The sequence below is a fragment of the Geobacter metallireducens GS-15 genome (genome assembly GCF_000012925.1).
Taxonomy (GTDB): domain Bacteria; phylum Desulfobacterota; class Desulfuromonadia; order Geobacterales; family Geobacteraceae; genus Geobacter; species Geobacter metallireducens.
Genome location: NC_007517.1, coordinates 1,107,293 through 1,132,550 on the forward strand (window position 1 = coordinate 1,107,293; position 25,258 = coordinate 1,132,550).

General features: G+C 57.2%; 23 protein-coding genes. 15 read left to right on the top strand and 8 right to left on the bottom strand.

Annotation, left to right across the window (positions count from 1 at the left end; translation table 11 throughout):
* Positions 1–115: 115 nt before the first annotated feature.
* On the bottom strand, positions 116–2,359 hold the full coding sequence (locus GMET_RS04980) for an MlaA family lipoprotein (protein ID WP_004514688.1): 2,244 nt from the start codon (positions 2,357–2,359) through the stop codon (positions 116–118).
* Positions 2,360–2,674: 315 nt separating this feature from the next.
* Between GMET_RS04980 and GMET_RS04985 the strand changes: the two genes are divergently transcribed.
* Genes GMET_RS04985 through GMET_RS04995 form a run of 3 tightly spaced genes read left to right on the top strand, consistent with a single transcriptional unit; the run spans position 2,675 to position 5,325 of the window.
* Complete coding sequence (locus GMET_RS04985) at positions 2,675–3,730, top strand: ABC transporter substrate-binding protein (RefSeq protein WP_011365758.1); 1,056 nt, start codon at positions 2,675–2,677, stop codon at positions 3,728–3,730.
* Between the two features lie 49 nt (positions 3,731–3,779).
* Positions 3,780–4,553, top strand: coding sequence for an ABC transporter ATP-binding protein (locus tag GMET_RS04990; RefSeq protein ID WP_238378978.1), 774 nt, complete (start codon positions 3,780–3,782; stop codon positions 4,551–4,553).
* Positions 4,543–5,325 (top strand): ABC transporter permease, encoded by a 783-nt coding sequence (locus tag GMET_RS04995; protein ID WP_004514691.1) that lies wholly within the window; start codon positions 4,543–4,545, stop codon positions 5,323–5,325. Before GMET_RS04990 ends, GMET_RS04995 begins: the two co-directional genes overlap by 11 nt.
* Before the next feature lie 27 nt (positions 5,326–5,352).
* Here the strand turns inward: GMET_RS04995 and GMET_RS05000 are convergent, their stop codons facing one another.
* The 3 genes from GMET_RS05000 to GMET_RS05010 form a co-directional block, all read right to left on the bottom strand.
* The gene (locus GMET_RS05000) at positions 5,353–6,387 is read right to left on the bottom strand and encodes an epoxyqueuosine reductase (protein WP_004514692.1); all 1,035 of its coding nucleotides are present in this window, start codon (positions 6,385–6,387) and stop codon (positions 5,353–5,355) included.
* Between the two features lie 99 nt (positions 6,388–6,486).
* Positions 6,487–7,200: an HAD family hydrolase gene (locus tag GMET_RS05005; protein ID WP_004514693.1), complete on the bottom strand. Its 714-nt coding sequence runs from the start codon at positions 7,198–7,200 to the stop codon at positions 6,487–6,489.
* A 94-nt stretch (positions 7,201–7,294) separates the two neighbouring features.
* Complete coding sequence (locus GMET_RS05010) at positions 7,295–8,002, bottom strand: zinc ribbon domain-containing protein (protein WP_004514694.1); 708 nt, start codon at positions 8,000–8,002, stop codon at positions 7,295–7,297.
* A 534-nt stretch (positions 8,003–8,536) separates the two neighbouring features.
* Between GMET_RS05010 and GMET_RS05015 the strand changes: the two genes are divergently transcribed.
* Positions 8,537–9,790: an ISL3-like element ISGme6 family transposase gene (locus tag GMET_RS05015; protein WP_004514804.1), complete on the top strand. Its 1,254-nt coding sequence runs from the start codon at positions 8,537–8,539 to the stop codon at positions 9,788–9,790.
* Here GMET_RS05015 and GMET_RS18525 read toward each other — a convergent pair.
* Positions 9,734–10,903 carry a putative sensor domain DACNV-containing protein gene (locus GMET_RS18525; RefSeq protein WP_187148465.1) on the bottom strand — a complete coding sequence of 390 codons (1,170 nt, stop codon included), beginning with the start codon at positions 10,901–10,903 and terminating at the stop codon, positions 9,734–9,736. The genes GMET_RS05015 and GMET_RS18525 overlap by 57 nt on opposite strands.
* A 351-nt stretch (positions 10,904–11,254) precedes the next feature.
* On the opposite strand from GMET_RS18525, the gene GMET_RS05020 reads away from it, so the two are divergent.
* The gene (locus tag GMET_RS05020) at positions 11,255–12,097 is read left to right on the top strand and encodes a formate dehydrogenase accessory protein FdhE (RefSeq protein WP_004513174.1); all 843 of its coding nucleotides are present in this window, start codon (positions 11,255–11,257) and stop codon (positions 12,095–12,097) included.
* A gap of 266 nt (positions 12,098–12,363) precedes the next feature.
* A complete protein-coding gene (locus GMET_RS05025; RefSeq protein WP_004513175.1) occupies positions 12,364–14,178 on the top strand; it encodes a GAF domain-containing protein in 1,815 nt (604 codons plus the stop codon).
* 9 nt (positions 14,179–14,187) lie between these two features.
* On the opposite strand, the gene amrS is transcribed toward GMET_RS05025, so the two are convergent.
* Both amrS and GMET_RS05035 read right to left on the bottom strand, forming a co-directional pair.
* The gene (amrS, locus tag GMET_RS05030; RefSeq protein ID WP_004513176.1) at positions 14,188–15,198 is read right to left on the bottom strand and encodes an AmmeMemoRadiSam system radical SAM enzyme; all 1,011 of its coding nucleotides are present in this window, start codon (positions 15,196–15,198) and stop codon (positions 14,188–14,190) included.
* A gap of 17 nt (positions 15,199–15,215) precedes the next feature.
* Positions 15,216–15,608, bottom strand: coding sequence for a TraR/DksA family transcriptional regulator (locus GMET_RS05035; RefSeq protein ID WP_011365760.1), 393 nt, complete (start codon positions 15,606–15,608; stop codon positions 15,216–15,218).
* Positions 15,609–15,741: 133 nt separating this feature from the next.
* Here GMET_RS05035 and GMET_RS05040 point away from each other — a divergent pair, with 133 nt between their 5' ends.
* Positions 15,742–16,368, top strand: a complete 627-nt coding sequence (locus tag GMET_RS05040) for a hypothetical protein (RefSeq protein ID WP_011365761.1) — start codon at positions 15,742–15,744, stop codon at positions 16,366–16,368.
* On the opposite strand, the gene GMET_RS05045 is transcribed toward GMET_RS05040, so the two are convergent.
* Positions 16,365–16,895, bottom strand: a complete 531-nt coding sequence (locus GMET_RS05045) for a YbhB/YbcL family Raf kinase inhibitor-like protein (protein ID WP_004513179.1) — start codon at positions 16,893–16,895, stop codon at positions 16,365–16,367. The two genes, GMET_RS05040 and GMET_RS05045, sit on opposite strands and share 4 nt — an antisense overlap.
* A 454-nt stretch (positions 16,896–17,349) precedes the next feature.
* On the opposite strand from GMET_RS05045, the gene GMET_RS05050 reads away from it, so the two are divergent.
* The 8 genes from GMET_RS05050 to acnA all read left to right on the top strand — a co-directional run bounded on the left by GMET_RS05050 (position 17,350) and on the right by acnA (position 25,228).
* Entirely contained in the window at positions 17,350–17,811 is a 462-nt protein-coding gene (locus tag GMET_RS05050; protein ID WP_004513180.1) for a carboxymuconolactone decarboxylase family protein, read from the top strand.
* A gap of 198 nt (positions 17,812–18,009) precedes the next feature.
* Positions 18,010–18,300: an antibiotic biosynthesis monooxygenase family protein gene (locus tag GMET_RS05055; RefSeq protein ID WP_004513181.1), complete on the top strand. Its 291-nt coding sequence runs from the start codon at positions 18,010–18,012 to the stop codon at positions 18,298–18,300.
* A gap of 74 nt (positions 18,301–18,374) precedes the next feature.
* The gene (locus tag GMET_RS05060; protein ID WP_004513182.1) at positions 18,375–18,917 is read left to right on the top strand and encodes a hemerythrin domain-containing protein; all 543 of its coding nucleotides are present in this window, start codon (positions 18,375–18,377) and stop codon (positions 18,915–18,917) included.
* Between the two features lie 39 nt (positions 18,918–18,956).
* Positions 18,957–19,112: a hypothetical protein gene (locus tag GMET_RS18740; RefSeq protein ID WP_004513183.1), complete on the top strand. Its 156-nt coding sequence runs from the start codon at positions 18,957–18,959 to the stop codon at positions 19,110–19,112.
* Positions 19,113–19,138: 26 nt separating this feature from the next.
* The gene (locus GMET_RS05065; protein ID WP_004513184.1) at positions 19,139–19,510 is read left to right on the top strand and encodes a rhodanese-like domain-containing protein; all 372 of its coding nucleotides are present in this window, start codon (positions 19,139–19,141) and stop codon (positions 19,508–19,510) included.
* 71 nt (positions 19,511–19,581) lie between these two features.
* The gene (locus GMET_RS05070) at positions 19,582–21,012 is read left to right on the top strand and encodes a DegQ family serine endoprotease (RefSeq protein ID WP_004513185.1); all 1,431 of its coding nucleotides are present in this window, start codon (positions 19,582–19,584) and stop codon (positions 21,010–21,012) included.
* 71 nt (positions 21,013–21,083) lie between these two features.
* On the top strand, positions 21,084–22,340 hold the full coding sequence (locus GMET_RS05075; protein WP_004513186.1) for a YfdX family protein: 1,257 nt from the start codon (positions 21,084–21,086) through the stop codon (positions 22,338–22,340).
* 74 nt (positions 22,341–22,414) lie between these two features.
* On the top strand, positions 22,415–25,228 hold the full coding sequence (gene acnA, locus GMET_RS05080; RefSeq protein ID WP_004513187.1) for an aconitate hydratase AcnA: 2,814 nt from the start codon (positions 22,415–22,417) through the stop codon (positions 25,226–25,228).
* Positions 25,229–25,258: the final 30 nt, after the last annotated feature.

Genomic DNA, 25,258 nt, shown 5'->3' on the forward strand with positions numbered 1-25,258 from the left:
GAGGAGTGGAGGGGTGGTGGTTTGTCTCGCTGGCTGATTCTGCGAACTGGTAAATAAAGCCCCCGACTTTGTCGTCGGGGGCTTGTTTTTTGGCCTGAATTCCGTTGTTCCGAGATTATCGCTCTATGTCCAGCTCCCGTTTCTTCTTGTAGAGCAGGCGCACCAGGTCGTACTCGAAGGGGGAGCCGGTCTGGTAGTACCGGAACGGGATGTTGTGCCGCGTATCAATGGCGTTCACGCCCGTGTAGGCTGATCCCGCGCCGATATTCTGGTCCATGTCCGTTGGCTGGTAGAGGTAGAAATAGCTCGCCGCGGAATCCCCCACGCGGCCGGTCGTGTCCCGCAGGCTGGAAGGGCCGAAGATCGGCAGCACGATATACGGCCCCTGCTTCAATCCCCACCACCCCAGCGTCTGGCCGAAATCTTCCTCGTGCTTCGGAAAGCCCAGATCGGTGGCGGGGTCCCACATCCCGCCGATGCCGAGCGTCGAGTTGATGAGGAACCGGGTAAAGACCGTGGCGGAGGTCTTGGGCCGCAACTGGAGAATCGAATTGGTCAGGTTGCGGACCTCCGAGATGTTGGCGAAGATGCCGGAGATCCGGTCTTGGAGAAAGACCGGGGTGATGAATTCGTAGGTCCGGGTTACCGGCAGGAACAGGTACTCGTCAAACATGGCGTTAAAGCGGTAGAGCGCCCGGTTCACCGGTTCGATGGGATCATGCACGTCGATGACGTATGACAGCCCCGGCTTGGCCTCTGAGCGGCGCGGGGCGATGATTTGCCGCGTCCCTGTGGCGGAGGGCTTCGGATTTCGCGCCCCTGCCTGTCCGTTCAAAATTCCTGTGGAAATGACGGCCGGGCGGGGTGCGGTAAATGCCTCATTGCGCGGTCCGCCGGAATCCCTCAGTGGAGGAGCGGCTTCCTGGGACGGAAGCGCGGTTTGCGTCTGCTCCGCCGGCTCGGCACCGGGCTTCATCTCTCTCCCCGCGCCGGCAGCTTCGCCACTATCCGGAGCTGTTGTGCCCGTATTTCCGCCAGTTGTCTCCCCCCTGAAGATTTCCAGCATGTGCGCCACGTTCACCCGGTGGTCGATGTTGCCGCAGTGGCCGCCCCGGGGGTAGATCCTGGCGCGGGAGCCGAACACGTCCTTCAGATAGTCGATGTCTCCCGGCGCCAGGAGCATATCGTCGACGTTATGGACCAGATAGACCGACGGGGAATTGCGCAGGAATTGCTCGATGCTCCTGAGGCTGAGTTGTTCGATCAGCTGCCGCTCGGTCATCCCCGGAATCTGTTCCAGGTAGTAGGGGGCGAGGAGATCCCGGAAATAGTCCAGGAACTTGACCAGATCCGCCACCTTGAAATAGTCGGTCAGGGAGTCGGTTGTGGAGAGTTCGAGGTTTTTCGGCTTGATGTAGCCGGCATTGGTGAAGACATCGGAAGTGAAGGCCATGTTTGCCACGGCCAGCCGGAATGAAAGGCCGATCAGGGCTGCCAGGTTTTCGTCATTGGGCTTTCTGCCCCTGAAGAGGAAATCGCCCGTAAATTCGACCCGTTCGTTCGACTGGTAAATGGCCGTAAAGGCCCTGAAGGCATTGTCGAAGAATTCCTGGAATTTCTCCTCCCCTCCCGGAATCTTCTTGATCATCTCGTCGAGGACCCCTGCCGCATGGTAGAGGCTCACCGGCGGATTGATGAGGAGCACCTTGTTGAACCTGAACTGGCTGAGCCGATTGTCCAGTTCGGCCAGAAACGCGGCGTGATCGGCACCGAGGCTGTATCCGGCCAGATCAAAGCCGGTGATCGTCACATCTTCACGGACATCACGGGTAATCAGCTCCATGGCCCGGTAGAGGTCCCGGGCGTCTTCCATCAGGAAACCGGGAATACCGCTCCCCGATGCAGCGGGAATGAAGTTCGGGTGGGTTGCGGAGGGGAGGCAGACCACATGGAATCCCGCCTTGAAAAATACCCGCTGCAGGAACTGTATTTTCGGGTCGTTGTGCCCGGCCCCCATGCCGGCAATGAGGAAGATGAGTGGTGCCGGCCGGCGCTGGGTGGCAATGGAATAGCGCAGCTTCCTGTCGTACCAGAGGATATCGGGAACCGGCCGGTCCTCGAATACTGTCACCTCCGGCTCCCTGAAGGGGATTTTCCGCGGCACTTCGGCCTGCAGTTCCTTTGGCGTGCCGATCACGGTGGCGGCGTACGGATCGGCAAACGGGTATTCGTAAACTTCTTCCGCCGCGCCGACCGGCGAAACCAGCGTGTGGCAGCAGATGGCCAGCGCCAGCAGCGCGCCGATGATCGGGGGAATTGGGCTTCCTTCCCCGCGGATGCGTAACCCCTCGAAGATCATCTCAGCCTCCTTGCGTGACGTATGCCCCCTTGCGGTCCACCCCTGCGCGCTCTGGCCTTTGGCGCGTGAAGAGCCGCCTGCGTGAATGCCGGGCAGTCGAACCATTCTCAGCTTCAAGGGTACACCTCATGGGGAGCAAGACAAGGGCTGCGGAGCAGTTTCCTTGTGCGGAAACCCGTCCTTGAACATGACAGGCTTTTTTGTGCCTTTCCGGTGGACGGTATGAGGTAATCGCCCGAAATTACTTTATACTGTCTCTGACGTCGGTACCTTTCCGCGGCAATGTCGCCGCAATACGATTCACGGGAGCGCCAGGTGGCCGGAGCTATTGGATGGGAAAAAGCGATAAAATCGGGCCGGGTGTGGGGAGCTTTCCTTCTCTGCCTGCTCCTTGTGCCCTGGTCCCAGTCCCACGCAGGGGCCAAGCGGCTCCGGTTGGGGTATTTTCCGAACATTACCCATGGGCAGGCCCTCTACGCGCGGGCAACCGGCGAACTGGAGAAAATGATGGGCGTCCCCATCGAGTGGATCCCCTTCAATGCCGGGCCGTCGGTCATCGAAGCCCTGTTCGTCGATGCGCTTGATGCCGCGTTCATCGGCCCCAGTCCGACGATCAACGGGTACATAAAGTCCAAGGGGGAGAAATTCGTCATTGTGGCGGGCGCTTCCAGTGGCGGAGCAGGGCTGGTGGTGCGAAAGGATTCGGGAATCGGGGGGGAAAAGGATTTTCACGGCAAGGTCATCGCCACGCCGCAACTGGGCAACACGCAGGACCTCGCCGCCCGTGCCTGGTTCGCAGCCAAGGGGTACAGGCTCAAGGAAACGGGAGGGACGGTTTCATTGGTTCCCCTTTCCAACCCTGATCAACTGACCATGTTCAAGAAAAAGCAGATTGACGGGGCCTGGACCATCGAGCCGTGGCTCTCCCGTCTGGAACTGGAGGGTGGGGGCCGTCTCTTTCTCGATGAGAAAAGCCTCTGGCCCGAGGGACGCTACGTGACCACCCATCTGGTCGTGCATAGAAAATTTCTGGCCGAGAACGAGGAGCTGGTGAAAAAGCTGCTGACGGCCCATGTGGAACTCACCCAACGGATGAATGCCGACAAGGTGGCAACCGCCAGGCTCCTCAACGGGCAACTGAAGAAAGACACAGGCAAGGAGTTGGAAGGCGAGGTCATCAGCCGGGCCCTCAGTCGTGTGGAATTTACCTGGGATCCCATCGCCCCGTCCATGGCGAAATTGGCTGAAATCGCCCATAGGATAAAATTTCTCAGGACAAGTCCCCGACTTGACGGAATCTACGAGCTCAACCCCTTGAATGCGGTGTTACGGCAGAAGAACCTGCCCGAGGTGAGTGATGGAGTTCGGTAACCGAACGAAAACGCAAGCGCCACCGCCGCAAAATGTTTCGGCAAAACCATTGCGGGCGAAGCTGCTGCAGCTTACGAATGTTTCGAAGACCTTCCAGAGTGTCACGCAGGCCGTGGAGGCGCTGGCACCCTCCAACCTGGAAATCGAGGAAGGGGAGTTCGTGGTATTCTTCGGCCCCTCCGGCTGCGGGAAGTCCACTCTCCTCGATATCATTGCCGGTTTCGAAACGCCCACCACCGGAGAAGTCCTCTTTGAAGGCAGCCCCGTCACCATGCCGGGCAGTGATCGCCTGATGATGTTCCAGGAACACACCTTGTTCCCGTGGCTCAACGTCGTCAGGAACGTCATGTACGGCCTGAAGCACAAACGGGAATTCCGGTTCCGCCTCAGGAAACAGCGCGAGACCGCACGCTCGTGGCTCAAGATGATCGGGTTGGAGGAATTCGAGACATCCCTGGTCCATGAGCTCTCAGGGGGGATGAAGCAGCGGGTGGCGCTGGCCCGGGCCCTGGCCCCCGATCCGAAAGTGCTGCTTGTCGATGAGCCGTTTCCCGCCCTCGACGCCCTGGTCCGGACAAAGCTGTACGCCGATCTGCAGGACATCCTGGTCCGTACCGGCAAGACCATCATCTCCGTTACGCACGATCCGCGGGAGGCCGCGTGCCTGGCGGACCGCGTCCTGGTTTTCACGCCGCGGCCCGGCAGGGTCCAGAAGGAAATCCGCGTGAACCTGCCGCGGCCGAGGGATATCAACGATCAGGAAGTGGGTGAATACGCCAGCCGGATCATGGAAGAACTGGAGAACCCTCCCGATGAAAAGTGAGCAGACCAAAAGGGCAGCCATTGCCGTGGTGCTCTTCTACGTGCTGATTTTCGCCCTCTGGCAACTGCTGTTCACAGCCGGCATGATTCCGGAATACCTGTTCCCTTCTCCCGTCCAGGTGGCAAAGCGGTTGTGGGAACTGGGGGCGGACGGCTATCTGCTTCCCAGTGTCGAGGCCACTCTCGTGCGGATGGGGAAGGGGTTCACCCTTGCGGCGGCAATCGGGCTGAGCATCGGCCTTGTCATGGGGGTCAGTCCCATAACCAATCTCTGTTTCAAGTCGCTCTTCCTCGGTCTTCAGACCCTGCCGACAGCGGCGTGGGTTCCGATCTCCCTCCTCATCTACGGATTGAGCGAGCGGGGGATCTATTTCGTAATTATCATGAGCTCTGTTCCGGCCATGGCCCTTGCCACGTCGAGCGGCATTCTCCAGATTCCCCCCCTCTACCTCCGGGCGGCGAAAACCCTGGGCACCCCCTGGTACGCAATGCCCGCGCGGGTGATCCTTCCCGCGGCGCTTCCTGCCATCGTTACGGGCCTCAAGCTGGGGTGGACCCTGGGGTGGCACGGCGGCGTCTCCGCTGAACTGATCAAATCCACCATCGGCCTTGGTTTCCTGCTCTACATGGGACGCGAACTGAACGACGCGGCCCAGGTCATGGGTATCATGGTGGTGACGATTCTGTTCGGCCTCCTGCTTGACCGGTTTTTCTTCGGGATCATCGAGCAGCGGATCCGAATCCGCTGGGGGCTTGAGAAGAGGGCGGGGTAGGTTTTGGGAGGACCAGTTACTTAGGCGTCAGATGCCGAGCTGGCGGCACGCCCACTCCGCCGTCCGCCGTACGTTCTCGTTACCGTCATCGCACAGCTTCCGAATGGTGGAGTGGTGTCCGGGATCCTTGCCATTCACCATGGCCCGTATGACGTTGCATTTCCACATCCACAGCTTCTCCTTGCCGATGATCCAGAACATGGGCGACAGGATGTCTGAAACGGCATGTTCGTCCATCTCCGCAATCTTCTCGAGGGAAATGTGCCGTGACAGTTCCTCCAGCCGCGGGTACTCCTCCTTTTCCTCCCATCTTCCCTTGTTCATGGGGCATGCATTCTGGCACTCGTCGCAGCCGTACAGCCAGGTGCCCATGCTTTCCCGCAGAGGCTCGGGGGCTTCGCCGGACGGGCTGTAGGTGAGCCGGGCGATGCACGTACCCATGTCTGTCAGAAACGGCGCCTTCAGCGCACCGGTGGGACAGGCGTCAATGCATTTGGAACAGCCGGGCGGACAGGACGGAAGCGTATTCGGGCTCTCCCGGTATTCCAGTTCCCTGTCGATGAGCCACGTTTCCAGCCACACCCACGAGCCGTGCTCGGTGTAGAGGAAGTTATTGTTCCGGATCACCCCCAAATTCGCCTGTGCTGCGCAAAGCCGCGCCGGGGCGATCCCGAAAACGTCTTTTGCGAACCTTATCCCTTCCGCAGCGAGAAATGCCTCGAACCCGGCCATGCCCGCATATTCCTGGGAATAAGCGGGCTGCCTGTATCCTCCGTACAGGTAGAGCTTGCCGATGTGCCTATCCGCCCGGTTCGGAATCCGGTACTTCCCGTACCGCATGGCGCAGACGATGACCGACTTTCCCCACTCGTGAGCTGCCTGCGGTGTCCCGAGCTTGGAAAGGAAGTCGTAAAAAGGCTTCGATCGGGGAAATGCAGCCGCACGCTCTTCGAGCCGCGAGACATAGTCCGCTAAGGCATCTATTTTCACGATCCCGCAGTGGTCGAAACCGGCCTCCATCGCCTTCTCTCTGATGTTTAGCGCAAGATTGTCAGTACTCATGTGTAATCTCCGGAAATGAGAATGGTCTACTGCCCGGTCCCCAATTCTTCAGTACGACGGCTGTTGACCTGTTCGGGCGGCTTTTTCGCGTGTGGTTTATTAAAGTTCAGAAAGTTGATTCAGGACTTCGGGAAGCGAGTGAAGAGTTTCAAGAAGAAAGCACCTCTGGTGTTCCTGCAATTCGAGCCGCTTTTCATCCGAAACTGTCTCATGAGCCCATTCAAGATGATAGGGGATATGGGCGGCGTATGCGCCGACCTTGAGCGCAGGCAAGATGTCGGAAGGGACTGAATTACCAACCATCATAAATTTATCCCCGGCGATGCCATATTTATTCAATATCCGTTCATAGATGTGGTCGTCTTTTTTCGCGACTATTTCCAGTTGATGAAAATAGTTGCCTAACCCCGATCGAGCTACTTTTGCTTCCTGATGGAACAGGTCCCCTTTGGTGAGCAGAATGAGTCTGTATGTCCGCGATAATAGATCGACGGTTTCTTTTGCTCCATCCAACAGATCAATGGGCGCATTCATCATTTCTTTGCCCAATTCTAAAATGTTACGTATTTTCTCAGCCGGGATTCTATCCTCCGTGACATCCAACGCAGTTTCTATCAATGAAAGAGTGAATCCCTTTATCCCATATCCGAAATGCTTTAAATTGCTTACCGCTTTGTCAGAGATTAAGTCATGTAGCTTGTCATTGTCATGATATCCCGCAAGGAGTTCTTGGAATTTCATCACTGAAGACTGGAAAAGGGGAGCTTCATGCCACAGAGTGTCATCTCCGTCAAAAGCTATTATTTCGATCATAATGCTCCCTCTATTTGGTTTTTATAACGGCTATGAGGCGCAGCGGCGGAGCGAAGCGGAGACCGGCTGTCGCCGAGTGTTGGACAATCCTATATTACGGCTCAATCGTTTCTTGTGCTGGAACGGCTGCTTCAATGAACTCCAAACATTTAGGGCATTTTTTCGCAGATAGTGATATCCCCTCCCCACACATCGGACATTTCTTTTGAGTAAAATGATGTAGCGCTGACTTAAGGCTAGTGTCTTTCTGCCTTGATGAACGCTCTAAGTCATTAATTGCCCTGACTATGTCTTTATTTGAATTGGAAAATGAATCCATAGAGATCGCCAAGTACTGGGATAGATTAATTTGGCACAGTTTCTCGGTAAGGACATTTCTGTCATTTCTAAACTTGATTGTTATTTTTAAAATTCCATCTTTTTCTTTTAACTCCTGCCACTTTGGCAAACCTAATTCATATTGTAAGACCCTATGAGGGGCCAGATACGGGATCCCGCTCTGTAACCTTTCACGAGGCTGAAATCCAAAAACATGCTGCTTCAATCGTTCCCACTTAACTTCGTCTTGAATATCTACTTTTACATCGTGAGCTGCTGTCATTCCGGCATTTCCAACCACAAGTTTTACGTAGTGATGGGATGGTTCAATGTCCACGTAAACAAGTGGATCTCTTGAGCTTTTGCTTTCTTCCACAATAGCATTGGTGAGTTTTACATATCTGGATGTTAGGAAGGCCAAAATTACAGTCGCCGAGGTTGTCACCAAGGCGCAAACAATATCGATGATGTCCTTGTAGTCCATCTTTTATCCTTTCGGTCCAACGTCGAGAGCACAGCGGGTTCACTGCTGTTGCGCTTGGTTGTCATGGATTGAATTTGTTGAAGGCGTAGCCTTTTGCGCTCCCTCTGCTTCTAATTGTTGTGACTTGGCTAGTAGGCTCCTATTGATTCGCTCTTTTCTACGACGCTGGCGAACAAACTCATCGTACTGCAGCCTAATACTATCCCAATAGACTAAATCATCTCCCACCCTTGTCATCACCCGAACATCACCATCTTGGGAAACAACAAATCCAACGCTCCCCGGCACCTGAAAGCAGTAACGAATCATAGATCGATGCCGGGTTCCGAAACGTTCATAGTTCTCAACGCGGAGACTTTGTGGCGTGGCTGTTGCAGTTGTTGAACGACAAATTCTTTGGGGGGGAGCTTGATGAAGGATTTGCCTCGTCCGCAGAATCTGTGGGTAGTTGGCTGAAAAAATAAGGGCATTGCCCCTCCGTGAAGGATAAGATTGTTTTTGCGAGAAACGATCAAGTCCGACACGGGAGAAGCAATGCTTATCAAGACTGTACTGAACAAGTTCGAGCGTTTCAAGTCCTTCATTTACGGAGATTGCCGACTGGCGAAAGTCGGCGGCTCAGAAGCACTGGTCATTGACATCAAGGCTCGTCGCAACAGCAAGCCCGAATGCCCGGAATGTGGCAAGCGAGGCAAGACATACGACACGCAACCGGCCCGACTGTTCGAGTATGTGCCGATCTGGGCGTTCAAGGTCTTCTTTCGCTACGCTCCCCGTCGGGTTCTGTGCCCAATCCATGGGGTAAAGGTTGAATCCCTCCCCTGGGGGTATGGCAAAGAGCAAATGACGATCTCGTACCAGGTCTATCTTGCCCGGTGGGCTCGGCGACTCTCCTGGAAGGAAGTTGCCGAAATCTTTAAGACCAGTTGGGACAGCATCTTTCGGGCGGTGCAGTATGCTGTCGATTACGGCCTGGCAAACAGAAACCTTGATGGCGTTACGGAAATCGGTGTTGATGAAATTGCCGTCTTCAAGGGCCATCAGTATCTTACGATGGTCTATCAGCTCAATGCCGGCGTCAGGCGTCTTCTCTGGTGTGGTCCGCAACGTCGGATAAGAACGCTACTGCGCTTCTTTCGGGAATTCGGCAAAGAACGCAGCGCCAAGCTCAAGTATGTCTGCAGCGACATGTGGGCACCGTATCTCAAGGTTATCGCCAAGCGGGCACCCAATGCCGTGAACATCCTCGACCGCTTCCACATCATGCGGAAGTTTAACGAAGCGATTGACGAGGTTCGGCGCACCGAAGCCAAGGAGTTCAAGGCCGCCAAGCAGGAGAACGTCCTGGAAAAGGGCCGTTGGTTGCTGCTGAAACGGCCGGAAAATCTGTCCGAGAAGCAGACGTCACGATTGGGAGATTTGCTCAAGCTCAACCTCTCATCAATCAAGGCATATCTGCTGCGCGAGGACTTTCAGCAGTTCTGGGACTACCAGCGGTCTGACTTTGCTGGCAAGTTCCTCGACGACTGGGTCATCAGGACAATGCAAACTGACCTGGAACCGATGAAGAAGGTTGCCAGGATGTTACGCAACCACAAACCGATGATTCTCAACTGGTTCAAGGCAAAAGGCCGACTTTCCAGCGGCGCGGTAGAGGGTCTGAACCTCAAAGCAAAACTGACTATCAGAAAAGCGTACGGTTTCCGAACCATCAAGTGCCTGCAAGTGGCGCTATATCACACACTTGGCGACTTGCCAGAACCCCTGTGTCACCACAGATTCTGCTAAAGAGCCAAGGATTTCGACACCAAAAGCTTTAACTTCCAGATCAAAATTTAATAGCACCAACCCGTCAACCCTTGACAGCAAAGATACAAACCAGATTGCCCCATCTATTTCGCTGTTACTATCATTCAACTCGTCACTTGAAATACTTTCATCTAGATGAAGAACCAACGGCATAGTTTCGGCTTCAGGATCATCCAGTATGTCAATTATCTCAGATTCTGCTACATCCTTTTGTATCTGGTGAACTGCTCTGTGGACAAGTGCAGTTCTAAGTCTATCGTACTGTAAGTTGTACTTTATGTTCAGTCCATCATAAATGGTGTCTGGCGTCATTAACAATGCACCACCATGGTGAAAACCACGCATACGCAGGAGTATTCTGCATAGTGTAGCTACCCAATCTGATTCAAAAGAGGCACGCCAGCCAGATATATCGTCGTAGTACTCAGGCCCTAACTCTTCTCTGACTTTTTCCATGAATTTTGTTACCGCAGGTTGAAAATGTTTTCTAATCGGGCCATAACGAAGCACGTCGTGAGCCTCAGTTATTATTGACTCCACATTCAGCTCAGCTATTCTGTCATAGCCCTTGTACGCAGCGAGATGCCCAATCCCTAATATGCTTGCCTGAAAAAGTCCTGGTCGTTCAGGACCACTCTCCGCATCAAAATTTAAATAATCAAAGTACCTGTTACCTTGGTCTAAAAGCCCCCAGATGAATAATTTGTTGTTATGATCGTGATAAACAGCAAATGAAGATGTACGAGGATCTGACGCCTTGGCAATTTTGACTAGAGAAGAAACAGAGAACGCTACCCTCTGCCCCAAGGGGATAAAACTCCACCTATCTTTAACGATTCGTTCCGGTGGTTTCGGGTCTGGATTTTCTGGATTGATGTAAACAATGTAACAATTAATAGGCTGTGATTCTTCCGTCTTCAGGCTGGCAAAATACAGAGTTTGAAATAACTCTGTAAGCACAACTAGAGGTGGGGCAAGGAGTTTACGCTTCTTTAATTCGTTTTTGACGATATGTGCGAGATGAGAGGGAGTCTTATGTTTAGATGCCATCAGTATTCCTTGCTCTGAATATTTGGACAACTTCTTATTCACCGGTTCACGCGCGTGCGCGCGTGAACCGGTGATCTACCCAAATGGAACATTCCTGCCAGCCCAGGGGGATTCCCATATCATCGGGCGATTCTGGCTGATCGCATGGAGATGGAGGGCTGGATTAAAACAAGCCAACTGATTTGTACCATAGGCGCGGATCAACAGCAATCAGGTTCACGCTTAATAACTGCTGCACTGATGCATCCCATTCGGCGCGTTCCGATAGTTGAACTGGCACCGTGGACCGGCCCAGTGACGGTTTTGTCCTCCGGAAGGTTGCGGTAAACGGCAAAGAAAGGTAATAGTGGAGGGCAACGCTGTGATTCTCTCCTGAAAGGAAAACCATCCGCCATGCCACGAGCCGCCGAAAAGAAGGCCTTTGTCGATACGCTGTGCCGCGAGAATCCCGAGTACACCGAGGTGCTCGCCATCTTCAGCGAGTTGTATGCCGCCATCGAGGGGAAGGAGGGGGAGACCGGCCTGACGGTCACTCTGCCGGAGAGCCCTGCGGCCGACCGCTTGCGTGACGGGGTCCCTCTCATCTCCTTCGATGCCATTGCCGTTGACCGCGAGAAGGCGCTGGCGTTCATCGGCACGGTGATTGACGTGATGCAGCGGATGGGGAATGACGGCGGCGAGAGCCTGGAGCGTCTCCGGGCCGCACTTGCGGAAGGAGAGGCCGACCTGCTGGCGCTTCTGCGGGGTGTCTTGGCCCACGAGCGGAGGGTGATTCTCGAAACGGCCCTGGCGGTCCGCATCGACCCGGGGCTCGTGGAATTTGCCTTCCACACTCCCCTGAGGGTTGCCCTTGAGCAGGTGGCCGAAGGGGTCGACCCTGGGCTCTATGCCGGCTGGAACAAGCACTTCTGCCCGGTCTGCGGTTCCCCCGCCGCCATGGCCGAACTGGTGGGGGATGAGGGGGAGCGCCACCTTTCCTGCTCCACCTGTTTCAGCCGCTGGACCTACAACCAGCCAAACTGCCCCTTCTGCGGCAACGACGACCCGGAACAACTCACTCATTTCACCACGGGCGAAGGCCCTCACCGGGTTGATATCTGCCTTGCCTGCTCCCAGTACCTGAAGACCCGCCTTTCCCCCACGGGGAGCGCCGGCGTGCCGCCGGAACAGGATGACCTCGCCACCGTGCTCCTGGATCTGCTGGCGGCCCAGGAAGGGTACCGGCGGGGGAGGTGATCCGGTTGCCGACCCCTCGGTGTTACCATTCTATATTTTGCCCTTTTTCAACAGGCTTCCTTCTGTTTTAATACTTCAACATTGCCCGGCCCTGGGGCGACACTGAAGCAGCGGAAAAGGAGCCCATGGGCTCCTTTTTTTGTTCCGGATCGGCCCCGCAGTAGTTTTGCACGTGCCTTGATTGACATGGCCTGGATGCGCGGTATACGAGAAAGGGGAACTATGCGCCGTCCGCCAACCGGTAGAAACGGCGCAGGGGAGTGTTGATGGAAGATGCGTCGCGGCAGGGTGAAGAGCACAACCAGCAGGAGCGGGAGATAAAACGCCTCAACCGTCTCTACGCGGCCCTCAGTCAGGTTAACCATGCCATTGTCCGTATCAGGACACGGGAGGAGCTGTTCCGGGAAGTGACCCGTGTCCTGGTTGAGGCCGGCAAGTTCTCCATGGTCTGGATCGGCCAGCACAATCCCGCTACCCACGAGATCAAGGTGGCAGCCCAGGAGGGGGACGAAACCGGTTACCTGAACGGTATCCGCATCTATGCCGACGATCGCCCCGAGGGACGTGGCCCTTGCGGGACAGCCATTCGCGAGGGGCACACGTATGTCTGCAATGATTTCCTGAACGATCCGCGCACGTTGCCGTGGCGAGAGTCAGCGGCCCGAGCGGGATGGCATTCCGTCGCGGGGTTTCCCATCCGCTTGGGTGAGGACGTCTGCTGCGCCCTGATGGTGTATGACCATGAGGTGAATTTCTTCGGCGAACATGAGGTGGCGCTGCTCGAAGAGGTAGCGCAGACCATATCCTTCGGACTCCTCAGCCTTGAGCGCGAAACCCTGCGAAACCAGTCGGAAGCGGCCCTCCGCAGGTCAGAGGAAAAATTCAGGAACATCTTCGAGAGTGCGCCCGTTGGCATCTTCCAGTCCACCATTGGTGGCAGGTTTCTGGGAGTCAACGCAACCCTTGCCGGGATGTTTTGCTACGATACTCCTGAGGAAATAGTCGGCGCCGTGACCGATATTACGTCGCAGCTTTTTGTCGATCCAATGCAACGCACCGAGCTTATCCGGTCGGTCCTGGAATCGGCTACGTTTGCCCGGAGTGAGGTCTTGTACCGACGCAAGGATGGAACGGTATTTATCGCCACCCTCTCCATGAGAGCAGTGCGTAACGACAACGGTGACGTCGCTTTCCTTGAGGGGTTTGTGGAGGACATAACCGAACGGAAGCATGCGGAAGAGGAGATACTCAAACTCAACACTGACCTTGAGCAGCGGGTCAGAAACAGGACCGCCGAGCTTGAGGCGGCGAATTCCGCCTTGAAAAAGGAGATAGAGCACCGGAAGAAGGCGCAGGGAGAGATAACGCGGTTGAACCTGGATCTGTTGCGGCAGAAGGTGGCGCTGGAAACGGTCAACCGGGAGCTGGAGAGCTTTAGCTATTCGGTCTCCCACGACCTGCGCGCGCCGCTGCGCCATCTCGATGGGTTCAGCAGGATACTCGAGGAGGAGTGCGCCTCGAAACTGGACGAGTCGGGGATGGATTGTCTCCAGCGGATTCGGGCCGCCGCCATGAAGATGGACACCCTGGTCAACGCCCTCTTGCAACTGTCGCGAATGACACGCACGGAAATAGACCTGCACCCCGTCGATGTTTCGGCCATGGCCAGAGAAATCGTGGGGGAGCTTGCCAAATCCGGCCCGGACCGGAACGTGACGGTTGACATCGAAGATGGTGTCGTGGTCATGGCCGATCCCCGTCTCCTGCGGATAGTCATGGATAATCTTCTCGGTAATGCGTGGAAATACACGTCGAAGAATAATGACGCCTGCATAGAGCTCGGGACCATGGAGGTGACGGGGAAACGTGCCTGCTTTGTGCGGGACAACGGGGCCGGCTTTGATATGGCCTATGCGGGGAAGCTGTTCGGGGCATTCCAGCGGCTGCACAGCGAGGCGGAATTCGAGGGGATCGGGATCGGGTTGGCCACGGTCCAGCGTATCATCCACCGCCACGGCGGGAAGGTCTGGGCTGAAGGCCAAGTGGGGAAAGGGGCAACGTTTTATTTCATGCTGGAATGAAAAGCCGGATCACATGCCGATGCCGACAATGGTTGTGCCGCAGTCGGGGCACCTCCCGTCCCGGATCTGGTTATTCTCGATCAGGTAGCCGTAGCGCTCAATGAGCAGGGCAGAGCAGGATGGACACCAGGTATTCTCTCCCCCCTCGCCGGGGACATTCCCTTCATAAACGTAGTTGAGTCCCGCCGCCTTGCCGATGTCGCGGGCCCGCCGCAGCGTCTCCACCGGCGTCCGGGGACGGTCGGTCAGCTTGTAGGTGGGGTAGAACTGGGTCACGTGCCATGGGGTGTCGGCCCCCAGGTTGTCGACGATGAAGGAGGCGATACCCTTCAGCTCGCCGTCGGAGTCGTTGAGACCCGGGATGACGAGGGTGGTGAGCTCGATCCAGATCCCCTGCTTCCGGTACTCGATAATGGAGTCGAGAACCTCTGACAGGCGGCCATGGACGTAATCGCGGTAGAAGTCCTCCGTGAACCCCTTCAGGTCGATGTTGGCCGCGTCCAGATAGGGGGCGATGGCCGTCAGCGCCTCCCGGGTGATGTAGCCGTTGGTAACGAACACATTCAGAAGTCCCGCCTGGCGGGCGAGCCGGGCGGTGTCATAGGCGAACTCGAAGAAGATGGTGGGCTCGGTGTAGGTATAGGCGATGGAGCGGGATCCCGTTGCCAGGGCCTTTTCCACCACGGATTCCGGTGTCTGTTGAATCCCGGCAACGGGGCCTTTGGGAGCCACCTGGGAGATGGAATAGTTCTGACAGTGGTGGCAGCGGAAGTTACACCCCATCGTGGCGATGGAAAATGACTTGCTTCCCGGCAGTACGTGGAAGAGGGGCTTTTTCTCGATGGGGTCAACGTTCTCGGCAACCAGCTTGCCGTAGACCAGCGAATAGAGGGTACCCCCCCGGTTCTCACGAACCGCGCAGATGCCCCGGGAGCCGTCGGCGATCATGCACCGGTGGCGGCAGAGGCCACAGTGGGCCCTGTTGCCGCTCTCCCGCTTGTAGAACATGGCTTCTTTCATGGCATACCCTCCGACTCTCAGAGCGTTACGCCCGGCCCGTACGAGGGGCCTTCCCGGCGAGTCTGGCAACTGATGCAACAGGGGGCGTAGGGGGCCACCCGGAGCCGGCCTTCGTCGATTTCTGCACCGCACTCATCGCAGAAGCCGTAACGTCCCTCCTTCAGCCGGCCCAGGGCCTCGTCCATCCGGGTCAGTTCCTGCCGGCGAATATCAGCCACGGCCATACCGGTGTCCTCAAGCGTATCGATGAGCCCCCGATCACCCACATCCTGGGGAAGGTCGTTCTGGCTCTGCAGCTCTCCTCCCACCTGGCCGAACAACTCCCGCCGCACCTCGCCCCACAGCCGCCTCTTCTCGGCCAGCAGCAGTTCCATAAGCCGTTCCTGACGCTCTCTGGACATCCGTGTCATGTTCTCCTCCGAATCTCCCGTGATGGAGCCCGTTCGGGTATACTTAAAGATGAGGATGAATTATCAAAAGAGAGTATACCACGTATCCGGCATCGCGCTTCACGGCGGGGCCGGAGGGGGCGCCGGGGCAATCGTGCGAAAGGAAGACAGGATACGGCGCAGCATCGCCCAGGAGGCGGCGCGGCTCATGTACGAGGAAGGGGTGCGGGAATACCGTGACGCCAAGCGGAAGGCGGCCCGGCGCTTCGGTCCCGAGAAGGCCCTGTCATTGGGCTCCCACCTTCCGTCTAATGCCGAGATCCATGGGGAGCTGCAGCGCCTCATCGGCCTCCACGAAGAAGATGTGCTGCCGGAACGGCTGCTCCGCCTGAGGTGCGCGGCCCTCCGGCTCATGGAAATGCTGGCGCCGTTCGAGCCCCGTCTCGTGGGGTCGGTCCTCACCGGCGCGGTGACAGCGCATAGCGACATCGACCTCCACCTCTTCGCCGCTTCCAATGAGGAGGTAGAGGAATTTCTCCGTGGCAAGGGGATACCGTACGAACTGGAGATCGTTACCATCCGTCACGGCGGGGAGTTCTTCGACTATCCCCATATCTACCTTGATGACGATGGGGTGGTTGTCGAATGCACCGTCTATCCCCTCGCGGACATCCGTCGTATCCCCAAGAGCAGTATAACCGGCAAGCCCATGGAGCGGGCCGGCGCGAAGAAGCTGAGAAAGCTCGTCGCCGAGGGTGAGGAGTTCGATGGGAAGGGTTAGTGCCTGCGATAGGTCCCCATCAGCTCTCCCCGCGCCAGGATGTGCCCCGTCATGGCTCGTTCCAGCGCGGTTTTGGTGGTGGCCGGCGCCAGGGTGAGTTTCGAGTCGAGGGCGTAGAGCTTGAAGAAGTAGCGGTGGGTCCCCGACGGGGGGCAGGGGCCGCCGTAGCGGTTTTTCTTCCAGTCATTGAGCCCCTGGATGGCGTCGGCGGGGACACTGTTCTCCCTGATCTCCCTCGTTTCAGGGGGGATGTTCCACATCACCCAGTGGACCCACATTCCCACCGGCGCGTCCGGGTCGTCGACGATGAGAGCAAGGGATTTGGTGCCGGCCGGGATGTTGCCGAACGCCAGGGACGGGTTGATGTCCTGCCCGTCGCAGGTGAAACGGGCCGGGATCGCTCCCTTGTGGGTGAATGCCGGACTCGAAATCTGCAGTTCACTCATGGTGCGTGCCTCCTTTCCGATCGCTGCCGGCGGTGCCATGAACAAGCCTGCCAGCAGCCACGGCATGATACGCTTACCCATTGCCGATCCTCCTGAACGCCTTCATCCCCGTTCGAAATACCGCTGCCGGCCGGCAGCCCTGCCAACTCCAGTGCGTTGCTGGGCGGGAGGCGTTGATGTTGTTGTTGAAGTAGAGTATAGCGCAGGGGAGGATAGTGGCAAAATTCTATGAAGGCGGGTGCAAAGGCATTACAGAATTGGTGGGTTTTACCGCCCGCCAAAAATGATGAGAGGTTAGGCCTGATGCCTTCCTTCGCCGGAATCGTGTCCAGGTCCTCTTTGCCAGCGGATCAATTGTCCGCCTGGTTGCATTCCTGGGGAAGCATAGTACCCTTGGTGCAACATACAATGGAATACAGGTTGTTACGTGTCCAAGGGGCGCCGAACGTGTTCGGCGCCTAAACTTTTACCTGGAGGAGGTAAGTATAAAAGCCCCACGGGTTGACAAGGGAGACTTCATGCAAGGAGGCAGCGGATGCGAATCGAATATGTCAAAGTGGTGCCTGACGTATACAGAGCGATGATGTGTCTAGAACATCAGGTCGAAAAGAGCGGTCTGGAAAGCCCACTGCTCGACCTGATAAAGATGCGGGCATCGCAGATCAATGGTTGTGCCTATTGCATCGACATGCATTCGAAGGATGCCCGGGCGCGAGGTGAAACCGAGCAGCGGCTTTACGAACTGGATGCCTGGCGGGAATCACCGTTTTACACTGAGCGGGAACAGGCTGCATTGGCCTGGACCGAAGCTCTGACGTTAGTCACCAATGGTCATGTACCTAATGGGGTTTATGAGGAAGCCCGGAAACAGTTCACCGATGTTGAGCTTGTTAACCTCACGCTTGCCGTCGTCGCAATAAATGGTTGGAACCGCTTGGGGATCGCCTTTCGTTCTGTCCCTGGCGGGTACCATCCTGCCAGCGGCCTCTCACGGTGAAGTTGTGAGTTTTCATGTTGCGGATGTTCGACCTGCCTTGGCGCTACGGCAATAGTTGCGGTTGCCGGTTTCAGTGATAATGTTCAAAAATAACAATGCATTTCACGACGAAGAACTTTCGCCATGGAGGAAAAATAACTGAATAGATTCAGGACGACAATCGACGAGGAAAAGAACTTTTGGAACGTGGAGGTTGCCATGTTTGTTGTCATAGTTAACTTTCCGCCAATCAAGGCGGGCAAAGAGACAGAATTCCAGCAATGGTTTGCGTCGTCGAACCAAGTGTTTTCCGGATTCGAGGGTTTTGTTCGGAGGAGGCTCCTGAAGTCGGTGGAAGGCGAGACCTATGCCGCCATCGTTGAATTTGAAACCCGGGCTGCCTTCCAAGCCATGCACAACAGCCCCGTTCACGACATGTACGGTGAACAAGTCATGCCATTGTTTGATGGTAGACCTGTCCCTGCCTTCTACGAGGTGATCGCCGGATAGCCATAACGAAGCAGCAGAGAAGTTGGAAAGATCGGCTTGATTGAGACAGTCATGCCCGAATGCGGAGGCAGGCAATGGAAAAGAGAGCGACACAGATACTCGAAGAAGAGCACCACCTGATCCAGCAGGTGGTCGGCGCCATGGCCGCGCTGGCTGACCGGGTGTTCGAGGGGCAGGTGGCGGAAAAAGAGACACTCGTCAATCTCGTGGACTTCATGCGGGTATTCGTGGAGAAGTGCCATCACGAAAAGGAAGAAAATCACCTCTTCCCACTTCTGGTAAAGAAAGGAGTGCCGGTAGCGGGGTGCCCGATCGGTATGCTGACTCGCGAACACCAGGCTGCCGGCAAACTGACGACCGACTTGGGGGCGGCGGTCGAGGCGTATCTCAAGGAACCCTCGGGAATGGGGCACTTTCTGGTAACGACCCTGCGTGGCGTCGTAGCGCTCTATCCGGGGCATATCTGGAGGGAAAACTACCTCCTGTTTCCCATGACCGACAAGATCCTGGACGATCGGGAACAGGAGGGACTGGTGGAACAGTTCGAGACAGTGGAACGAAAGATAGGCCTTGATGTCCATCAGCGCTTCGAACATCTGGCTGAGAAAGCTGGGTAGGCAGGGCTTCGGATTCTTAAGGTGAAAGGGGAAAAGACCATGACTGAAAAAACCTGGGAATGGTTTGGAACAACAGCGGCCTTGATTTACATACTGATCATCCTGTTCATCCTCTTCTTTGTCATTTTTTTCTACTTCAGGAAGGGAAAGCCGCCACAGATTGACAAGCAGGCGGGTGACGAAGGAGAAGATTGAGGGGCGGTCCGCGAAGGAGGTGTTTGATGAAGTACGGGTTCGAAATTTCCGCGGCAGAAGTAAAAGCGCGCATGAACGCCGGAGAACAGCTGTTTTTTGTTAACCTCCGGCACCACCAGGACTGGGACCTGGCGGTCATGCAGGTACGGGGCGCATTGCGAATCGACGATGACAAGGTGGAGGCTCATCTGGAGGAAATTCCGCGGGAGCGTACCGTCGTTGTTTATTCAACCTGCCCCGGGGATGAACCGAGCGCCAGGGTGGCCCGGCTGCTTCAGGAACATGGCTGGAAAGACGCTCATTCCCTGATTGGCGGGTTCGAGGCCTATTGTCAGGAAGGCTTGCCGGTTGAGGAGATTGGTGAGGGAAGCTCTGTGAGAAAAATTATGATGCTCTGAGTCCTTGTCGCCGAGAGCCTGATGGCCAACTTGCTCCTATCTCCATGGGCTTTCGTTCAGGGAGGAACACCATGAAGCATTGGACGCTGAAATCTGCTGGCAAAATATCCCTTCTGACAGCTTTTCTCCTGATTTCGCTAATTTTCCTGGGGGGATGCGACGGGAGGAGCAAGACCGAATTCGTGGGATTCCCCCAATCATTCGCCGATCTCGCCGAAAAAATCAGACCCGCCGTGGTGAACATCAGCACCACATCAACCGTCAAAGTACCCGGCAATCCCTTCAGGCACTTTTTCGGCCCCGAGGAAGAAGGGCCGTTTGGTGATTTCTTCAAGCATTTTTTCGGCGACATGCCCGACCGTGAGCTGAAACAGCAGAGTCTCGGCTCCGGGATCATCACCGACAAGGACGGGTACATCGTCACCAACAACCACGTGGTGGATAATGCCGAGGAGATAAAGGTCAAGATCTCTGACGGCAGAGAATTCAAGGCCAAGGTTATCGGAAGGGATCCCAAAACCGATCTTGCGCTGATCAAGATATCTTCCCCCTTCAGAAATCTCCCCGTCCTCCCCCTCGGCGACTCCGACAAAATGAGAGTTGGTGATTGGGTGCTTGCAGTGGGGAACCCGTTCGGTCTCGAACACACCGTGACCCAGGGGATCATCAGCGCCACCGGGAGGGTGATCGGTTCCGGGCCCTATGACAATTTCCTCCAGACCGACGCCCCCATCAACCCTGGCAACAGCGGCGGCCCCCTGGTCAACCTCAAAGGGGAGGTGATCGGGATCAATACCGCCATCGTCCCCGGCGGGCAGGGGCTCGGCTTTGCCATCCCGAGCAGCATGGCCAAAATGGTGCTCAAGCAGTTGCAGGAGAAGGGGAAAGTGGTGCGGGGATGGCTCGGTGTTACGATCCAGACCGTAACCCCCGACCTGGCCGCCTCCTTTGGCCTCAAGGAGGCGAAGGGGGCCCTCGTCTCCGACATCGCGGAAGGAGGACCGGCCGCCAAAGGGGGAATCAGGCGGGGAGATATCATCCTTTCCTTTGACGGGAAAAATGTGAAGGACTCCATGGAACTGCCCCGAATCGTAGCGGAAACCCCGGTCGGCAAAGAGGTGGATGTCACGGTGCTCAGGGAAGGGAAAGAGGTGCATTGCAGGGTGAGGGTCGAGGAACTCACGGAACAGAGGATTGCCGCCCAGACCGAGGCGCCGACGGACAGCTTCGGAATGACGTTTGTCGACATTACCCCCAAGGTGCGGCAACAACTCGGGATCAAAGAGAAAACGGGAGTTGTCGTTGCCGGAGTGGAGCCCGGGAGCATCGCCGAAGATGCGGGTATCCGGGCGGGGGATGTGATCAAGGAAGTTAATCGCAAACCGGTCAGAAACCTGGCGGACTTGAGCAGTGCCTTGGAGAAGTCCGCAAAGGGGCAACCGGTCCTCTTGCTGCTCAATCGGGGAAGTCAGACTTTCTATGTGACGCTGGAAACTTCGTAGGGGTGTCTCTCAGGCACGGCAGTAAGATTGGTGCCTATCGGCTGAAGCATTGACTAAAGGAGGAGTAAGGCATGAAACGATCAGCGTTCGTTCTCTTGGCAGTTCTGGCAGGTTACCTCCCATTCTGCCCAGCTGCTCCAGCCGAAGCAGTCGATACTCCTTCGGCCGGTCTTTACAGGAGCATAACCCAGCGTGAGGAAGGGGTCATTTCCAGGACCGCGGTCATGGCGCTCCGCTCCATAGTCCAGGCGCGGGCGGACATTCACCAGAAGATGCTGGAAAAGGCTCGTCATGACCTGAACGAGGCAACACTACTCATGGAAACCATCCGGTCCGACCTGTCGACTGCCGTGGTAAGAAACCGCATCTGGATTGCCAGAACACATCTGGAGTACGAAACCGCCCAGAGGGTGATGGAGGATTTACCGCCGATTTTTAGCGCCCTGCGCGATATAGAGGAGTATTTCCCGACAGACAAGGCAAAACGGCATATTGACAACGCCAAAAGGTATCTGGAAAAGGGGGAGAAAAAAGGAGCTGAAAGGGAATTGCACCTGGCTGACAACGAACTCGTTGTTGTAGAGGTGGAACTTCCAATAGCTAAAGCGGAGACATATGTGACCAGGGCGAAGGAGTATCTCGCCCGAAACGATGTCACGAAGGCCGATGAGGCACTAAAAGTGGCGGAGGAAAAGGCTCAGGCGGTTCCTGTCGGCATGGAGTCTGCGCTTCAAAGGGCACAGAGCAGTTTCTGGAGGGCCTCCCGCTCCTATGCCGCCGGTAAACCGGCTGAAGCCCGGACGTATATCGAGCAGGCAAGAATGTATCTCGAAAAGGCAGCGAAGACAGGAAACGTCAAGGGGAAGGAGGAGGTTGGCACACTTTCCCGGAGCGTGACCGAGCTCGAACAAAAACTGGACAAAGGGGATAATACCGCTGAATCCGCGTTGGCATCAGCCTGGAATAAGAGCAGGGCCCTTGCTGAGCGAGAATCTGAATATCTGGCAGCCCGATGGGAAGAGGCCGAAACGACCCTGTCGGTGGACGATGATCTCATTGAAGCAAAGCTGCACGTCTCGTACGGGGAAACGTACCAGGTAATAACCAGAGAGTCGGCAAAGGCCGCAGAAGAGCTCGACAGGGCCGCCGCCTATCTTGACAAGGCCATGAAGAATTCTCTCCTCGACCAGGCAACCATAAAGAGAATCGGGGCGATCAGGAAAGAAGTTACATCCCTCAGAGAAGCCCCTGAGCAAAGCGATGAAGCTTGGAAGGATCGTTACGACCAGATCAAGGATGAGATAAACAAACTGCTGCGGCAAGTTTGACCTGAATCGCCAGGGGCCGATAGGCAGAATGCATCAGCTGCGGGCTCTGCATAAAGACAGCGTGAGGTGAGAGCATGCAACGAAACAACCCCGACAGTTTCGAGAGCCGAGCGATTCTGGCCGTTGGCCAATCCCGCTACCACTACCATTCCCTGCCGAAGTTCGCCGAGTCGTTCCGCGCGGATATTTCGCGGCTTCCCTACTCCATCAAAATTCTTCTGGAAAACCTTTTGCGCCGCGAGGACGGAGTTACGGTCGAACGCGACGATATCGTGGCGCTCGGCCACTGGCATCCCCGGACTCTCCCGGACCGTGAGATCCAGTTCATGCCGGCCCGGGTTCTGCTCCAGGACTTTACCGGCGTGCCGGCCATCGCCGACCTCGCCGCCATGCGCGCGGCCCTGAAGCGTCTGGGGGGCGATCCGGCCCGGATCAATCCCTTGCAGCCGGCCGACCTCATCATCGACCACTCGGTGCAGGTGGATCGCTACGGCACCAAATCGGCCGCGTCTGCAAATGCCGATTTCGAATTCCGGCGTAACCGTGAACGCTACCAGTTTCTCCGCTGGGGGCAGGGGGCGTTCCGCAATTTTCGCGTGATCCCGCCTGATACCGGCATCTGTCATCAGGTCAACCTCGAATACCTCGCCCGGATTGCCATGGTGGCCGAACAGGATGGTGAGAACTGGGTCTATCCCGACACCCTTGTGGGCACCGACTCCCACACCACCATGGTCAACGGCCTCGGCGTCGTGGGGTGGGGCGTGGGGGGGATCGAGGCGGAAGCGGCGCTCCTGGGCCAGCCCTGCTCCATGCTGATCCCCCGGGTGGTGGGGTTCAGATTCCTGGGGAGGCTGCCTCCGGGGGCAACGGCCACGGACCTGGTCCTCACGGTCACCCAGATGCTTCGCAAAAAGGGGGTGGTGGGCGCGTTCGTGGAGTTCTTCGGCCCGGGGCTGGCCTCCCTCACGGTTGCCGACCGCGCCACCATCGGCAACATGGCCCCCGAATACGGGGCGACCATTGGGATTTTCCCCGTGGACGGTCAGACCCTCGACTATTTGCGCCTCACCGGTCGGGCCGCCCTGGTCCCCCTCGTCGAAGCCTATTATCGCGCGCAGGGCATGTGGTACGACGCCGACCAGCCGGAGCCGTGGTATTCGGACACCATCGAGCTGGACCTCGGCACCGTGGAGCCGTGCCTGGCCGGCCCCTCCCGCCCCCAGGACCGGATCCCCCTCAAAGAGGTGCGCGGCTCATTCCGGAAATCCCTGGCAGGGCTCATGCAGAACGAGACGGCCCGTATCGACCGCGGCATCCTGGACCGCTGGTTCGGCGATGGGGGGGCTCCCCGCTATGTGGCCCCGGAGCTTTCAATTTCCCCGCCGGACGAGAAGCTCGGTCCCTTGGAACGGTGCGTGCCGGTCAGACAACCCGACGGCGTGGCGTACAACCTCTGCCACGGCTCCATCGTCATTGCCGCCATCACCAGTTGCACCAACACCTCGAACCCGTCGGTCCTCATGGCCGCCGGGCTTCTGGCCAGAAACGCCGTGCAGCGGGGCCTTCAGGTCAAGCCGTGGGTGAAGACCAGCTTCGCCCCGGGCTCCCGGGTCGTGACCGATTATCTCGCCTCCGCCGGGCTCACGGCATACCTGGAAGGGCTCCGCTTCCACCTCGTGGGTTATGGCTGTACCACCTGCATCGGCAACAGTGGGCCGCTCCCCGACCATATCGCCAGGGCCGTTGTGGACGGCGGCCTTGCCGTAGCGGCGGTCCTGTCGGGAAACCGCAACTTCGAGGGGCGGATCAACAACTATGTCCGGACAAACTACCTTGCCTCGCCTCCTCTGGTGGTGGCCTACGCCCTGGCCGGCAACATCGCCATGGATCTTACCCGCGATCCGGTCGGCATCGATCCAAACGGTCAGCCGGTCTACCTCAAGGATATCTGGCCCGCCGATGAAGAGGTTGCCGACCTGGTGCGCCGCCACGTCACGCCGGAGCACTTCAGCCGCGGCTACGCTGATATCCTGCGGGGCAACACGGCTTGGGAGGGGCTCCCCGTTCCCGCCAGCGAGCTGTACCAATGGGAGGAAACATCCACCTATCTCAAGGAGCCGCCGTTTTTCGCCGATGTCACGGCCGTGCCGGCACCGGTTGACGATATCCGTGGCGCCCGGGTGCTGGCGCTCCTGGGAGACTCGGTCACCACCGACCACATCTCCCCGGCCGGCGCCATCGCCCCGGAGTCCCCGGCCGGCCGCTATCTCGTCTCCCTAGGGGTGAAGCCCGAGGACTTCAACTCCTACGGCTCCCGGCGCGGCAATCACGAAGTAATGGTCCGGGGGACGTTTGCCAACGTCCGGATCAGAAACCTGCTGGTGCCGGGGGTCGAAGGGGGAATGACGAATTACTTCCCGCAGGGGAAGGACCAGGGAGAGACGATGCCCATCTACGACGCCGCAATGCGCTACCAACAGGACGGCATTCCCCTCATCGTTGTGGCCGGCGCCGAGTACGGCACCGGTTCTTCCCGGGACTGGGCCGCCAAGGGGACTAGACTCCTGGGGGTCCGCGCGGTGATTGCGCAGAGTTTCGAGCGGATCCACCGCTCCAACCTCATCGGCATGGGGGTCCTGCCGCTTCAGTTCATGGCGGGAGAAAGCCGCGAGACCCACGGCCTCACCGGAGAGGAAACCTATGAAATCGAGGGGCTCGCCTCCCTGATTCCCGGCGGGACGCTTCGGGTCACGGCCCGGAGCGCCGGCGGCAACGGCAGGGAATTCCAGGTGCTGGTCCGCATCGACACCCCCAACGAGCTCGATTACTACCGTCATGGCGGGATTCTGCCCTATGTGCTGCGCCAGACATTAGCCTCAAGATAAATCAATAGGGTTTTGGAAAAGCTAGCCGGA

Bases quoted from the DNA above. Each gene is read 5' to 3' on its own strand.
- GMET_RS04980 (WP_004514688.1), bottom strand. From the start codon at position 2,359: ATGATCTTCGAGGGGTTACGCATCCGCGGGGAAGGAAGCCCAATTCCC.
- GMET_RS04995 (WP_004514691.1), top strand. From the start codon at position 4,543: ATGAAAAGTGAGCAGACCAAAAGGGCAGCCATTGCCGTGGTGCTCTTC.
- GMET_RS05000 (WP_004514692.1), bottom strand. From the start codon at position 6,387: ATGAGTACTGACAATCTTGCGCTAAACATCAGAGAGAAGGCGATGGAG.
- GMET_RS05005 (WP_004514693.1), bottom strand. From the start codon at position 7,200: ATGATCGAAATAATAGCTTTTGACGGAGATGACACTCTGTGGCATGAA.
- GMET_RS05010 (WP_004514694.1), bottom strand. From the start codon at position 8,002: ATGGACTACAAGGACATCATCGATATTGTTTGCGCCTTGGTGACAACC.
- GMET_RS05015 (WP_004514804.1), top strand. From the start codon at position 8,537: ATGCTTATCAAGACTGTACTGAACAAGTTCGAGCGTTTCAAGTCCTTC.
- GMET_RS05020 (WP_004513174.1), top strand. From the start codon at position 11,255: ATGCCACGAGCCGCCGAAAAGAAGGCCTTTGTCGATACGCTGTGCCGC.
- GMET_RS05025 (WP_004513175.1), top strand. From the start codon at position 12,364: ATGGAAGATGCGTCGCGGCAGGGTGAAGAGCACAACCAGCAGGAGCGG.
- amrS (WP_004513176.1), bottom strand. From the start codon at position 15,198: ATGAAAGAAGCCATGTTCTACAAGCGGGAGAGCGGCAACAGGGCCCAC.
- GMET_RS05035 (WP_011365760.1), bottom strand. From the start codon at position 15,608: ATGACACGGATGTCCAGAGAGCGTCAGGAACGGCTTATGGAACTGCTG.
- GMET_RS05045 (WP_004513179.1), bottom strand. From the start codon at position 16,895: ATGGGTAAGCGTATCATGCCGTGGCTGCTGGCAGGCTTGTTCATGGCA.
- GMET_RS05050 (WP_004513180.1), top strand. From the start codon at position 17,350: ATGCGAATCGAATATGTCAAAGTGGTGCCTGACGTATACAGAGCGATG.
- GMET_RS05055 (WP_004513181.1), top strand. From the start codon at position 18,010: ATGTTTGTTGTCATAGTTAACTTTCCGCCAATCAAGGCGGGCAAAGAG.
- GMET_RS05060 (WP_004513182.1), top strand. From the start codon at position 18,375: ATGGAAAAGAGAGCGACACAGATACTCGAAGAAGAGCACCACCTGATC.
- GMET_RS18740 (WP_004513183.1), top strand. From the start codon at position 18,957: ATGACTGAAAAAACCTGGGAATGGTTTGGAACAACAGCGGCCTTGATT.
- GMET_RS05065 (WP_004513184.1), top strand. From the start codon at position 19,139: ATGAAGTACGGGTTCGAAATTTCCGCGGCAGAAGTAAAAGCGCGCATG.
- GMET_RS05070 (WP_004513185.1), top strand. From the start codon at position 19,582: ATGAAGCATTGGACGCTGAAATCTGCTGGCAAAATATCCCTTCTGACA.
- GMET_RS05075 (WP_004513186.1), top strand. From the start codon at position 21,084: ATGAAACGATCAGCGTTCGTTCTCTTGGCAGTTCTGGCAGGTTACCTC.
- acnA (WP_004513187.1), top strand. From the start codon at position 22,415: ATGCAACGAAACAACCCCGACAGTTTCGAGAGCCGAGCGATTCTGGCC.